This is a genomic window from Bradyrhizobium sp. 14AA (assembly GCF_054185205.1).
In genome coordinates, this window is record NZ_JAVAYM010000031.1 from 1 (window position 1) to 13488 (window position 13488).

Annotated in this window: 10 protein-coding genes; 9 read left to right on the plus strand and 1 reads right to left on the minus strand. The window is 58.9% G+C overall.

Translation table 11 applies throughout. The annotated features are described in order from the left end of the window. The 9 genes from RAD15_RS37735 to RAD15_RS37775 all read left to right on the plus strand — a co-directional run. Positions 1-596 (plus strand): thiolase family protein (locus tag RAD15_RS37735; protein WP_458183792.1); only part of this gene is annotated, 596 nt, incomplete at its 5' end. Between the two features lie 89 nt (positions 597-685). Beyond that, on the plus strand, positions 686-1897 hold the full coding sequence (locus tag RAD15_RS37740; RefSeq protein WP_234684970.1) for an ABC transporter substrate-binding protein: 1212 nt from the start codon (positions 686-688) through the stop codon (positions 1895-1897). A 219-nt stretch (positions 1898-2116) separates the two neighbouring features. Then, the gene (locus RAD15_RS37745) at positions 2117-3262 is read left to right on the plus strand and encodes an acyl-CoA dehydrogenase family protein (RefSeq protein ID WP_458183793.1); all 1146 of its coding nucleotides are present in this window, start codon (positions 2117-2119) and stop codon (positions 3260-3262) included. A gap of 69 nt (positions 3263-3331) precedes the next feature. Beyond that, positions 3332-4309, plus strand: a complete 978-nt coding sequence (locus tag RAD15_RS37750) for an NADPH:quinone oxidoreductase family protein (protein ID WP_458183794.1) — start codon at positions 3332-3334, stop codon at positions 4307-4309. Between the two features lie 35 nt (positions 4310-4344). Continuing rightward, positions 4345-5016, plus strand: a complete 672-nt coding sequence (locus tag RAD15_RS37755) for a nitroreductase (protein ID WP_458183795.1) — start codon at positions 4345-4347, stop codon at positions 5014-5016. A 1172-nt stretch (positions 5017-6188) separates the two neighbouring features. Continuing rightward, positions 6189-8015 carry a glutamine--fructose-6-phosphate transaminase (isomerizing) gene (gene glmS, locus RAD15_RS37760; protein ID WP_458183845.1) on the plus strand — a complete coding sequence of 609 codons (1827 nt, stop codon included), beginning with the start codon at positions 6189-6191 and terminating at the stop codon, positions 8013-8015. 145 nt (positions 8016-8160) lie between these two features. After that, entirely contained in the window at positions 8161-8304 is a 144-nt protein-coding gene (locus RAD15_RS37765) for a hypothetical protein (protein ID WP_458183796.1), read from the plus strand. Between the two features lies 1 nt (position 8305). Next, the gene (locus RAD15_RS37770) at positions 8306-9496 is read left to right on the plus strand and encodes an efflux RND transporter periplasmic adaptor subunit (protein ID WP_458183797.1); all 1191 of its coding nucleotides are present in this window, start codon (positions 8306-8308) and stop codon (positions 9494-9496) included. 68 nt (positions 9497-9564) lie between these two features. Beyond that, positions 9565-12675, plus strand: a complete 3111-nt coding sequence (locus RAD15_RS37775; RefSeq protein WP_458183798.1) for a multidrug efflux RND transporter permease subunit — start codon at positions 9565-9567, stop codon at positions 12673-12675. A 241-nt stretch (positions 12676-12916) separates the two neighbouring features. Here the strand turns inward: RAD15_RS37775 and speD are convergent, their stop codons facing one another. Continuing rightward, a complete protein-coding gene (speD, locus tag RAD15_RS37780) occupies positions 12917-13309 on the minus strand; it encodes an adenosylmethionine decarboxylase (protein ID WP_027544451.1) in 393 nt (130 codons plus the stop codon). Between the last annotated feature and the right edge of the window lie 179 nt (positions 13310-13488).

A 13488-nucleotide genomic window follows, 5' to 3' on the forward strand; every position in this document is an offset into this window, starting at 1 on the left:
AATCCGGAGCCTTCAAGAGCGAGATCGTTCCGCTCAAGATCGAAGGGGGAGAGCACATCGTCGATGAAGGAATTCGATTCGACGCTTCGCTGGAGTCGATCGGCTCGGTCAAGCTTCTGAAGGAGAACGGCGTCGTCAGTGCAGCCAACGCGAGCCAGATCTGCGACGGCGCCTCTGCTGCACTGGTCGTCAGCGAAAAGGCCCTCAAGGACCACAATCTGAAGCCGATCGCGCGTATCGTTGGCCTCACGGTGACCGCCGGCGACCCCGTCATTATGCTTGAAGAGCCGATCAGCGCAACCCGTCGGGCCCTTTCAAAGGCCGGAATGAAGATCGGCGATATTGACCTCTACGAAGTCAACGAGGCTTTCGCACCGGTGCCGCTGGCCTGGCTTCAGGCGATCGAGGCCGACCCCGCAAAGCTCAATGTCAACGGCGGCGCGATTGCACTCGGTCATCCGCTCGGAGCCTCGGGTACCAAGCTCCTGTCAACCCTGGTCCATGCTCTCAGGGCTCGAGGCAAGCGATATGGCCTTCAGACGATGTGTGAGGGCGGAGGCATCGCCAACGTGACCATCATTGAAGCGTTGGGATGACCTTCCAGACACGCTGGCAGGTCGCGATCAAGAGCCAAGCGTAGAACGTCAAAGCAAAATAGAAGTGAAACCCCACAGGGAGAGATGACATGTTTGCAAGGATTTTAGGGGCGACTGCCCTGGCGACAGCGGCAATCGCGCTCGCCTCGGGTACGGCGCTAGCCCAGAAGAAATACGATACGGGTGCGTCCGACACAGAGATCAAAGTCGGCAATCTCATGCCTTACAGTGGTCCGGGATCCGCCTACGGCGTCATCGGCCAAGTGCAGGCCGCATACTTCAAGATGATCAACGATAAGGGGGGCATCAACGGACGCAAGATCAACTTCACTAGCTATGACGACGCGTACTCGCCTCCCAAGGCTGTCGAGCAGACGCGTAAGCTGGTGGAGGGCGATGAAGTGCTGCTCATGTTTGATCCGCTCGGCACGGCGAACAACACAGCCATCCAGAAATACCTGAATTCAAAAAAGATCCCGCAGCTCTTCGTCGCCTCCGGCGCTACCAAATTCAACGACCCCAAGAGCTTCCCCTGGACCACGGGTTGGCAACCGTCCTACCAGAGCGAGGCGCACGCTTACGCTAAGTATATCTTGAAGGAAAAGCCGAACGCCAAAGTCGCGGTCTTCTTCCAAAATGACGATCTTGGAAAGGATTACCTGAAGGGCCTCAAGGACAGGCTCGGTGCGAAGATCGTCGCCGAGGAAAGCTACGAAACTTCGGAGCCGACGATTGACAGTCATATCGTCAAGCTCAAGGCGACGGGCGCCGACACGCTGGTCAACATCAGCTCTCCCAAATTTGCGGCTCAGGCAATCAGGAAGATCGCTGAAGTCGACTGGAAGCCGCTGCATATCCTCAGCAACGTTTCGGCGTCGGTCGGCAGTGTGATCAAGCCTGCCGGCTTCGAGAACGCGCAAGGCATCATTTCTGCCACTTACTTGAAGGATCCGGCGGATCCGCAGTGGGACAATGATCCCGGCATGAAGGAGTTTCAGAGCTTTCTGAGCAAATACTATCCAGAAGGCAACAAACGCGACATATTGCTGATCACCGGCTACGCACTTGCGGAGACGCTGGCGCAAACCTTGAAGCAGTGCGGTGACGATCTCACGCGCGAGAACGTCATGAAGCAGGCTGCGAACCTGAAGGAATGGCGCACCGAGGCGCTGTTGCCGGGGATCTACGCGAACACGTCGCCGACTGACTTTGCTCCGATCAGCCAACTTCAGCTGATGCGCTTTAGCGGCGAAAAGTGGGAGCTGTTCGGAGATGTGATCAACGGGGATGCGGCGGACTAAATCCGTCGCAGAGAACCGCGGCGCATGCCTCCGACCCAGCATTTGAACTTTGACTGTGTCGAAAGGCATGCGTGGCGGGCTGCAATCGCCAGAGTTCGGACAAAAAGAACTCCGGACACCCTGCAGCGGGCCATCCGATCGCACATCGCCGGGAACTGTTTCGAATTCAAGCGGCAGCGAGCGCAATTGTTGCGTTCGTAGAAACGATGAGTAAGACGCATGATCAACTATCGACCCTCCTGGCTTGAGTCTGACCTCGAGATGTATCGAGACACCGTGTCCCGCTTCATCGACAAGGAAATGGCGCCGCTGGATGAAGAGGCGCGCAAACGAGGCAATGTCGGGCACGAACTCTGGCTGAAAGCCGGGGCACTTGGGCTTCTGTGTTCGGACATTCCGACCGAATATGGCGGCGGCGGGGGTGATTTTCGGAACGAAGCGATTTTTTACGACGCTATGGCACGCCGCGGCCTGACGGGAATGAATCCGTCTGTCCACACGATCGTGGCCCACTATCTGCTGAATCACGGGACGGAGGAGCAAAAACGGGAATATTTGCCGCGCCTGGCGCGTGGAGAGTTGGTCGGAGCCATCGCGATGACCGAGCCGGGTGCGGGCTCGGATCTGCAATCCATTCGTACCCGTGCGGAAAGGCGCGCCGATAGCTATGTGATCAACGGTTCCAAGACCTTCATCTCCAACGGCCTCCTTGCAGGTTTAGTGCTCGTAGTCGTGAAAACAAATCCGACCGAGCGCGCCAGCGGAATGTCGATCATTTTGGTCGAGACCGCGAAAGCTCCCGGCTTTAGGGTCGGCCGCGTGCTCGATAAGATTGGCCTTAAGGGGCAGGATACCTGCGAGCTGTTCTTCGACGAGGTCGTGGTGCCGGCCACAAATCTGCTTGGTGGAGTGGAAGGGCGTGGTTTCTATCAATTGATGTCGGACCTGCCTTATGAGCGGACCATTATCGGCGTGATGGCGGTTGCGGCAATGGAGGGCGCTCTTGAAGCCACGCTTGCTTTCGTCCGGGAACGCTGGGCTTTCGGGATGCCGATCGCTGAATTCCAGAACACCAAATACAGGCTGGCCGAGTTGGCGACGATCACAAAGGTCACGCGCTGCTTCGTCGACCAGTGTGTCGAAGCATTGGTTTCTGGCACACTCGATGCAGCCACGGCGTCGATGGCTAAACTCTGGGCGTCAGAGCAGCAGGGCAAGGTCATCGACGAGTGCTTGCAACTGCATGGTGGCTCCGGCTTTATGAACGAGTATCTCATTGCACGCATGTACGCCGACGCACGCGTGCAGCGCATTTACGGCGGGACGAGCGAGATGATGAAGGAAGTGATCTCGAGAGCGCTCTAGATTATCGGAGCTATTAGAAGTGACTCGACGACTGAACCCCCGGTGGGCCGGCGCGCTCAGGAGGATGCCATGAAAGCAGTGTTGGTCGAAAAGTTTGATTGTATCGAAAATATTGTCATCAAGGATGTGGCTAAGCCGGACTTGTCAACGGGAATGGTCCGCGTTCGAATCCAGGCAGCGTCTGTCGGCTTCGTGGATGGCCTGAAGGTGCAGGGCTTGTACCAGACAAAAGATCCTTTGCCATTTACGCCCGGGTCGGAGTTTGCGGGCATCGTCGACGAGCCGGCCGCAGATGTTGGGGGCCTCGCACCCGGTACGCCCGTCATCGGCATGGTCAGAAATGGTGGCCTTGCCGAGTATATCTGCGCACAGGCCCAAGATCTTTTCGTTACGCCAAAGGGCATAGCGCCAGAGGTCGGCGCCTCGTTCTTCGCCAATTACCTCACGGCGCTGTACGCGCTTAGCGCCCGGGCAAAGCTACAGGGCGGCGAGACACTTTTGGTTCTGGGGGCCGCCGGCGGGGTGGGAATAGCGGCTGTTCAGGTTGGAAAGTTGTTGGGCGCCCGCGTCATTGCGGCCGCTTCGACTGAGGAGAAGCGACAATTTGCGATTAAATATGGGGCAGATGCGGGCGTGGATTATACGCATGAAGGGTGGCGTGACGAACTCAAGGGACTGACCGGCGGTCACGGCGCGGATGTGATCTACGATCCCGTCGGAGGAGATCTGAGCCTGCAGGCATTCCGTTCGATCGCCTGGAATGGCCGGCACCTTGTGATCGGCTTTGCTTCCGGAATTATTCCAGCGCTGCGGTTCAATCTGCCTCTTCTAAAAGGAGGGGCGCTGTTGGGCGTCGACCTGGCGCAGATTGGTCGTCGTGAACCGGATGTGCGAGATCAAGTCATCGCCCAGCTATTCGGTTGGTTGAGCAAGAAGACACTGGTTCCGGTCGTAGGAAAGGTCTTTGCATTCGAGGAATTCCACGATGCGTTCAAAGCAATGACGACCCGCTCGGCCCTAGGAAAGATGGTCGTCAGGATCGGCTGACGATTCTCCTCGATTAGGTCTTCGGAGAAATCCTCATGAAAGTGTCAGACGCGCTGAACTCGAGGACCTCTGTGCGGGCATTCTTGGACTTCCCGGTCCCTATGGAGACTGTCCAAGAGATCCTGCTCACGGCCAGCCGCTCACCCTCCGGCGGAAATCTACAGCCGTGGCATGTCTGGGCGCTTGGCGGCCAAGAGCTCGCACGCTTCAAGGCGTTGATGGCCGAGCGGATCAAGATCAACCCGATGGGCGAACAGCCAGAATACAAGATCTATCCGCCAGAACTGAAGGAGCCCTATAGAACTCGGCGATTCAAGAATGGCGAAGATCTCTATCGCACCATCGGGGTTCCGCGCGAAGACAAACCTGCACGTCTCAATCAGCTTGCAAAGAACTTTACCTTTTTTGGTGCGCCTGTCGGCCTGTTTTTCGCCATCGATCGCCAGATGCAGCCTGGGCAATGGGCCGATCTTGGCATGTACATGCAATCTATTATGTTGCTCGCTTTGGAGAAGGGATTGAGTACCTGCCCGCAAGAGGCGTGGGCGCTCTGGCACAAGACCGTCGCGGAATTCATCGGGCTGCCTTCCCATCTGATGCTCTTTTGCGGCATGGCTCTCGGCTACATGGACCCGGAACATCCGATCAACCGTCTGCGCGCAGATCGTGCCGGCCCATCGGAATTCATGACGATCCGTGGATTTTGATTAGGCGGGCTCGACTACGACGGAAGTCGCCCGATATCGAGCGTCCGTAAACTGATCAACGGCTTCGCCAGGAACATGCAATATCCGTTTTTGGCAGTGACCTGATGATGTACGACGCCACATAAGAAGGCTCACTCTGCATGAACATGGGAGGCAGGCCCGTGAGGGACATTGTGCAATCATCGCAATTAACAGGGCGAAGCCGCACAACACCTTGAACGAAGCCCGCCATACCGAACTTAAAAACCTCTTTGATTGATTCGCGGCCTTACCTGGCTCGCACGGAGGTCGGCGATCTCGAAACCGCGAAGTCGCCATTGATAACGTGACATGAGCCGCATTTTGACAGCTATCCATAGTGTAGATGCGGCCCATCAACATAATCGATTTTACCAATCCTAGAAGATCCCGCATAAGAAAACGTCTCGGTTTGGAGAAAAGCCTTCGGCCAATCAGAATGGTGCTCAATCTTTGCCTAGAGCCGAGGGAATATTTCGGTGCTTGCCGAGCATCAACTCAAGCGCATTTTCAGTCCGGCCAGGTGCTTGGGCGGTTACTCGGTCGGTGGGGCCTACCACTGTCGACGGAAACCGACGGAATGTAATAGCGTCGTCCTCCGAGACTGACTTCTGCCAGGTCACCCAAGGCGGCCGGGGTTCTTTTTGTGTGCCATGTGCGAGCGACGCTTCGAGATGGATAATCCTCTATCCAGCTATCCGCTTTACGAATCTCTTGAGAAGGGGGCAGGGCCATCATGCTTGGCTCTCAATCCAGCCGGCGATGATGAAGTTTATGCCGACAGATAGCTGGACTCCCCGCGGGTCGTCGATCTGCATCGAGTGTCATCGATGTTTGAGTGGCAACTTGCGTGATGTGTCCACGCGTCGGCCATACCGCGACTACGATGTTGTTTCCTTGTCGGAAGAAGAGGCTGCACACGCGATGGCGCTCTGTTCACCATGCGCTCGCGCCTTACCGCCTCCTGCTGCCGCGACATGCTGGCATTCGATCGTGCTCGCCAAAACCGCGCTTCGGCTGGCGAAGCTTGTTCTGCCCCGCAGAATCCGAACGACCCAGATCCACAGCAATCTGAGCGCCTTCAATCGAAGGTCTCGAGAAGAGCGTAGCTGTTCTGAAAGCATTATTCTTGAAATTGGGGGATGTTGACCCGCATGTGTGGGATTGTAGGCATTTTGGGGCGCGAACCCGTTGCTGAGCGGCTGATCGAAGCGCTCACTCGGCTGGAATATCGCGGCTACGATTCAGCGGGAGTTGCAACGCTCGACGGCAATCATCTTGAGCGCCGGCGCGCCGAGGGCAAGCTGAAGAATCTTGAGGCCAGCCTACGTCGCAATCCGCTACCGGGTCACACTGGTATTGGTCATACCCGCTGGGCCACTCATGGTAAGCCCACGGAGTCCAACGCGCATCCGCATACGACGGACAATGTCGCGGTCGTCCATAACGGAATCATCGAGAATTTTCGTGAGTTGCGCGCCGAACTTGAGCAGAATGGCGCTAGATTTGTGTCCGACACTGACACCGAGGTGGTGGCGCATCTGGTCGAATCCTATCTGAAGATGCGCTACTCGCCCCAAAAAGCAGTGAAAGAATCCCTACCGCGACTGCGCGGTACGTTTGCCCTGGTATTTCTGTTCAAGGAGCACTGCGATCTCATGATCGCTGCCCGGAAGGGATCCCCGCTCGCGATCGGCTATGGCAATGACGAAGTGTATATCGGTTCGGATGCCATTGCGCTCGCCCCGTTCACCGATGCCATCACTTATCTTGAAGATGGGGACTGGGCCGTGTTTACCCGCAAGATCAGCGTCATCTACGATTCCAAAGGCGCAGTCGCGCACCGCGAGACGCTGAAATTGGGTGTGTCGTCGTTCCTGGTTGACAAGGCGAATTATAGACACTTTATGGCCAAGGAGATCCATGAGCAGCCGGAGGTGGTCGGACAGACGCTGGCGCGCTATATCGACCCGGCCTGCGAACGTGTTGCGCTGCCGGTCAAGCTGCCGTTCGACTTCAGAGAGGTCCGGCGCATCACGATCACTGCTTGCGGCACAGCGAGCTATGCGGGCAACGTCGCAAAATACTGGTTCGAGCGCTTTGCGCGCGTGCCGGTTGAAGTCGATGTCGCGTCCGAGTTCCGCTACCGCGAATCGACTTTGCAAAGAGGTGATCTCGCGATCTTTGTTTCGCAGTCAGGCGAGACGGCGGATACGCTTGCCGCGCTCCGCTATGCCAAGGCGGAAGGGGCACACACGCTCGCCGTCGTCAACGTACCAACATCGACGATCGCTCGCGAGAGCGAAACCGTGCTGCCGACGCTGGCCGGCCCCGAGATCGGCGTTGCCTCGACCAAGGCCTTTACCTGCCAACTGATAGTGCTAGCCGTGCTTGGAGTCGCGGCCGCCAAGGCGCGCGGCGAACTGTCCGAGGATGAGGAGATCGACTTGGTGCGTGGCTTGGTTGAAATTCCTCGCCTGATGTCGGCAGCGCTCACCACCGAGCCGCAGATCGAGAGGCTTGCGAGCGACATCGCGAAAGCGCGCGACGTGATCTACCTTGGTCGCGGTACGAGCTTCCCGATCGCGCTAGAGGGCGCACTGAAGCTAAAGGAAATCTCCTACATCCATGCAGAGGGGTATGCTGCGGGCGAGCTCAAGCACGGGCCGATTGCGCTGATCGACGAGACTGTGCCAGTCGTGGTGATCGCACCGCGTGATCGATTATTCGAGAAGACGGTCTCGAACATGCAGGAGGTGGCAGCGCGCGGCGGCAACATTGTCCTCATGACCGATGCCAAGGGCGCTGAAGAGGCGACACTGAATACGTTCGCCACCATCGTGCTGCCGGACATGCCGGCCGCCTTCACGCCGATGGTCTACGCGATCCCCGTGCAACTGCTCGCATACCACACGGCCATCGTGATGGGCACGGATGTCGACCAGCCGCGGAATCTCGCCAAATCCGTTACCGTCGAATAGGGAGCCGGTCGATCGCTTCCGGTCCTCAAACTGGCCTAGACAATCATGTCTGAGCATTCACGTCTGGCCAGCCCGCTGAGGCTGGGCTGTAAAGATGCCAGCGTCTCCCTCTCGCGACCTCGCCAAAAAAGGGTGACAAAGGATTATGAAGCAGTTTTCAAGCATCGACGAAGTCATGTTCTCCGACCTGACTCAGAACGCGACTGATGCGGACGTCACGACGCCGCAATTGCTTCGCATCTGGGCCACGCTTCGGCGCCCGGGGCAGGCGATTGCAGGATGTGCATGACATGAACATCGTAGCCGAACATAAGATTTCGGGCGAACCGATTGATAAAGCGCCCAAGCGCCCGGGCCAGCCGGTGCTTTGGTTCATCATCGTCGGCGTGCTGCTCGGTGCGCTGGTCAGTGGCCTCGTCTGGTTCAACTACTTGCGTGGCCAGATGATCAAGCAGTTCTTCGCCAACAACAAGCCGCCGCCGACCTTGGTCAGCGCAGCCGAGGCGAAGTCCGAGGTGGTGCCGAACCTGCTCACCGCAGTCGGCGGCCTTACCGCCGTGCACCAAGTCGACGTCAGTGCCGACGTCAACGGCCGCGTCACCGAGATCAAGTTCGAGCCGGGCGCGCATGTCGAGGCCGGCACGCCGCTGGTGCAGCTGTTCGATATGCCGGATCAGGGCGACCTCGCCAACTACAAGGCGCAGGCGACTGTCGCGCAGCTGTCGCTCGACCGCGCCAAGCAGCTGGCATCGCGCCAGTTCGGTCCGCAAGCGACCGTCGATTCAGCGCAGGCCGCCTATGACCAGGCGCTGGCCGGCATCGGCAAGACCGAAGCGCTGATCTCGCAGAAGCTGGTGCGCGCTCCGTTCTCCGGCGATCTCGGCGTCCGCAAGGTCGAAGTAGGACAGTATCTCACGGCAGGCACCGCGATCGTCTCGCTGACCGATCTGTCGGAGCTGTGGGCGAACTTCACGGTGACGGAAAAGGATTCGGGCAACCTCAAGGTCGGCCAGCCGGTCCGGCTGAAGGTCGATGCTTATCGGGGCCGGACCTTCGACGCAAAGATCACCACGATCGAGCCGCAGATCGCCACCGACACCCGCAACATCCGGGTGCAGGCGACGGTCGCGAATCCGGCGAAGATCCTGAAGCCCGGTATGTTCGTGACCACCACGGTGGTGTTGCCGGACAAGCCGGCGGTGGTCACCGTGCCGGAGACAGCCGTCGACTACACGCTCTACGGCGACTCGGTGCTCCTGATCACCGAGAAGAAGGAAGAGGACGGCAAGACCGGCCTGAGCGCGGTGCGCACCTTCGTGCAGACCGGAAACCGGGTCGATGCTCGCGCTGAAATCGTCAAAGGCCTGAAGCCGGGCGACAACGTTGTCGCCGTCGGCCAGCTCAAGCTGCAATCGGGCTCGGCCGTGTCGATTTCGACCGACCCGGCCCCGCAGATCCCGGCGCAGCCGCCGCGCCACTGACAATGCACTCGCGTGATCCGGTCTGACCGGATCACGTTCTTGAAACAAAAGAGATCGAGTTCGCCGCGATGACCTTTACCGATATCTTCATCAAGCGACCGGTTCTGTCGGTCGTCGTCAGTCTGCTGATCCTGCTAATTGGCCTGCGCGCGGCGATGGTACTGCCGATCCGGCAGTACCCGAAGCTTTCGAACACGGTCATCAACATCACGACCGTCTATCCTGGCGCGTCCGCAGACCTGGTCCAGGGATTCATCACGACGCCCATTGAGCAGGCGGTCGCTTCCGCCGAGGGCGTCGACTACATTACCTCGTCCTCGGTGCTCGGCACTTCGACGATCCAGGTCTACATCAAGCTTAACTTTGACCCGAACCAGGGGCTCACCGAGGTGCTCGCCAAGGTGAATTCGGTCAAATATCTGATCCCGAAGGAATCCAACGATCCGGTCGTCACCAAGACCACCGGCCAGACCACGGCCGTGATGTATATAGGCTTCTCCTCTGAGGAGCTCTCGGGCTCGGCAATCTCGGACTATCTGACGCGCGTCGTTCAGCCAGTGCTGTCGACCGTCGATGGCGTCGCGTCCGCCGATATCCTGGGCGGCCAGACCTTTGCGATGCGGTTGTGGCTTGACCCGGTGAAGATGGCCGGCCACAACGTGTCCCCGGCTGATGTCGCGGCCGCGATCACCGCCAACAACTTCCAGTCCGCGGCCGGCCAGACCAAGGGCTACCTCATCCTCTCGAATATCACGACGAACACAGGCCTGACCGACGTCAACGAGTTCAGGAAGTTGATCGTCAAGGCCAAGGATGGCGGCTTCGTGCGGATGGAGGACATCGCCACCGTTGAGCTTGCAGCCCAGAGCACGGATGCGAGCGTAGCCTTTAACGGCGAGCACGCGATCTTCATCGGCGTGAATGCCACGCCGCAGGGCAACCCGCTAACCCTTGTGAAGGCTGTGCGCGCGCTGTTCCCCGAGCTCGAGCGCAATCTGCCACCGTCGATGAAGATGAAGGTCGCCTACGACTCGACCAAGTTCATTCAGTCCTCGATCGATGAGGTCGAGAAGACGCTGGGCGAGGCCGTGATCATCGTCATTATGGTGATCTTCCTGTTCCTGGGCTCGTTCCGCTCGGTGATCATTCCGGTCGTCACCATCCCCCTGTCGATGATCGGCGTCTGTACGCTGATGCTGGCGCTCGGCTTCAGCTTCAACCTGCTGACGCTGCTCGCGATGGTGCTCGCGATCGGCCTCGTGGTCGACGACGCCATCGTGGTGGTGGAGAACGTCCATCGCCATCTGGAGGAGGGTGAGACACCGGTGCAAGCGTCGCTGCAAGGCGCGCGCGAAATCGTCGGTCCGGTCGTCTCGATGACCATCACGCTCGCCGCCGTGTATGCGCCGATCGGCTTCCTCGGCGGACTGACGGGCTCGCTGTTTCGCGAATTCGCCTTCACGCTGGCGGGCTCCGTGATCGTGTCCGGCGTCATCGCGCTGACGCTGTCGCCGATGATGTGCTCGGGGCTTCTGAAGAACACGGAAGAGGGCCGGTTTGCGAAACTGGTGAACAAGTTGTTCGGCGCCGTCACGCGCTGGTATGGCCGCAGGCTCGACCGCTCGCTCGACTATAAGGCCATCACCGGGCTGGTCGCGGTGACGATCCTTGGGCTCGTCGGGTTCCTCTACATACAAACATCGAAAGAGCTCGCGCCCGAGGAAGATCAAGGTATCGTGTTCGCGGTGATCAAGGCGCCGAAATATGCCAACATCGACTATCTCGATTTCTATGGCGACAAGCTCGACAAGAAATTGCAAGGCTTTCCTGAGACCGATCTGCGTTTCGCGTTGAACGGCATCAACGGTCCCCAGAACGGTATCGCCGGCATGCTGCTGAAGCCGTGGGATGAACGGAAGCGCTCTTCGATCCAGTTGGTTCCGCTGGTTCAGGCCGAGCTCAGCAAGATCGAGGGCGTCCAGGCGTTCGCCTTCAACCTGCCGCCGCTGCCCGGTGGACCCGGCGGCCTGCCGGTGCAGATGGTGATCAATTCGACCGCGGGCTTCCAGGCTGTCTATGAGCAGATGGAGAAGCTGAAGGGCGCCGCGCGCAAGAGCGGCATGTTCATCGTCTCCGATAGCGATCTCGCCTTCAACCAGCCGACCGTGAAGGTGAACGTCGACCGCGCCAAGGCCCAGGATCTCGGCATCAACATGCAGAACATCGGCAGCGCGCTCGCGATCCTGGGCGGCGGCAATTACATCAATCGCTTCAACCTGGAGGGCCGTTCCTATCAGGTGATCCCGCAGGTACCACGCGCCCAGCGGCTCTCGCCGGAAGCGCTCGGCAATTACTACGTGGCGACCAGCACCGGCCAGCAAGTGCCGCTATCGACGGTGGTGTCGATCGAAACGTCGACCGCTCCGAATTCATTGACCCACTACAACCAGCTCAACTCGGCGACCTTCTCGGCCGTGCCGATGCCCGGCGTGACCGTCGGTCAGGCCGTCGACTTCCTTGAAGGCGAAGCCAAGAAGCTGCCGCAGGGCTTCAGCCACGACTATCTGGCCGATAGCCGGCAGTACGTGCAGGAAGGCAACCAGCTCGCGATCACCTTCGGCTTTGCGCTGATCATCATCTTCCTGGTGCTGGCGGCGCAGTTCGAGAGCTTGCGCGACCCGCTGGTGATCATGATCTCGGTGCCGATGGCGATCGTGGGGGCGCTGATCCCGCTGTTCTTCGGCGTGGCCACCATGAACATCTACACCCAGGTGGGCCTGCTGACGCTGGTCGGCCTGATCACCAAGCACGGCATCCTGATGGTGGAGTTCGCCAACGAGCTCCAGGTCAACGAAGGGCTAGATCGTCGCTCGGCGATCGAAATGGCGGCTCGCATCCGGCTGCGGCCGATCCTGATGACGACGGCCGCGATGGTCACCGGCCTGATCCCGCTTCTGACCGCGACCGGCGCCGGGGCGGCCAGCCGCTTCTCGATCGGGCTCGTGGTTGTCGCCGGCATGTCGATCGGCACGCTGTTCACACTGTTCGTGCTGCCGGCGGTCTATGTGGTGCTCGCGACCGACCACCGTGCCCCAGGCCAGATCCGTGCGGAACAAGCAGCTCAAAGAGCTGAGTCTCGGCTCGAAGGCGGTGCGGCTGAGCTGAGGGCGCTCGATTGAAGATCCAAAACGGCAATGGCCATTGCCAAGGCGCATCCGCGCCGAAGCAAGTGCTAGTTGTGGGAGAGGGGGGCTACTATCGGGCAGGAGTTGCGCCATAAGTCCGTGCAATCTTTAATGATGGTCGATATTGACGGCCAACAAATAAGCATATGTGAGGAAGCCCCGCGGTCGAGCTTTGATATTTTTTTGATTGAGGCAGCGAGCTCGATGTCCTCACCCAAGGAATCGACCATCTGCTTCAACCGGTTGGCTTGATTGACACACCTCTCCGGAAGCTGCGAACGTCCGACCGTTCGGGCTGAAAGGCCTCAACTAGAACTGGCACGGCGCTCGCAGGATTGCTGTCGCCACATACGAATACATCAACGGCTGCGTAGGACCTCTCAGGCCAAGTATGTAAGGTCATGTGCGATTCAGCCAACAACGCTATTGCCGAGACGCCGTGGCCCGGACAAAACTTATGAACATGAAGGTGGAGTAATGTCGCACTCGCCGCATGGATGGCTTTTCGGATGGCGTCTTCCGCAAGGTCCGGATCGTCGAGGTTTTTCGCTCCCCATAGCTCGATGAGCATATGCGTCGCACCGGTTGAAAGAGCCGGTGGTACTTCCTCTTCGTTATCAATAATCATTAAGCAATCTCCGTTGAATTGACGGCTCAATAAGAAGAGCTGTTCGGGATCTAGGTGACGAGGTGATCAGGCCGCGTGTTTTGCCGGTACGTGCATGACCTCAATACCGCCGTCGAATCCGACAACTGCGATGACCTTAGGCAACTGATTTGTGCCTTTGAGCCGACGCCGAGTCCTTG

What these genes read in the sequence shown, in the direction of transcription:
- RAD15_RS37770 (WP_458183797.1), top strand. Translation starts at nt 8,306, where the DNA reads ATGAACATCGTAGCCGAACATAAGATTTCGGGCGAACCGATTGATAAA.
- glmS (WP_458183845.1), top strand. Translation starts at nt 6,189, where the DNA reads ATGTGTGGGATTGTAGGCATTTTGGGGCGCGAACCCGTTGCTGAGCGG.
- speD (WP_027544451.1), bottom strand. Translation starts at nt 13,309, where the DNA reads ATGATTATTGATAACGAAGAGGAAGTACCACCGGCTCTTTCAACCGGT.
- RAD15_RS37745 (WP_458183793.1), top strand. Translation starts at nt 2,117, where the DNA reads ATGATCAACTATCGACCCTCCTGGCTTGAGTCTGACCTCGAGATGTAT.
- RAD15_RS37750 (WP_458183794.1), top strand. Translation starts at nt 3,332, where the DNA reads ATGAAAGCAGTGTTGGTCGAAAAGTTTGATTGTATCGAAAATATTGTC.
- RAD15_RS37765 (WP_458183796.1), top strand. Translation starts at nt 8,161, where the DNA reads ATGAAGCAGTTTTCAAGCATCGACGAAGTCATGTTCTCCGACCTGACT.
- RAD15_RS37775 (WP_458183798.1), top strand. Translation starts at nt 9,565, where the DNA reads ATGACCTTTACCGATATCTTCATCAAGCGACCGGTTCTGTCGGTCGTC.
- RAD15_RS37755 (WP_458183795.1), top strand. Translation starts at nt 4,345, where the DNA reads ATGAAAGTGTCAGACGCGCTGAACTCGAGGACCTCTGTGCGGGCATTC.
- RAD15_RS37740 (WP_234684970.1), top strand. Translation starts at nt 686, where the DNA reads ATGTTTGCAAGGATTTTAGGGGCGACTGCCCTGGCGACAGCGGCAATC.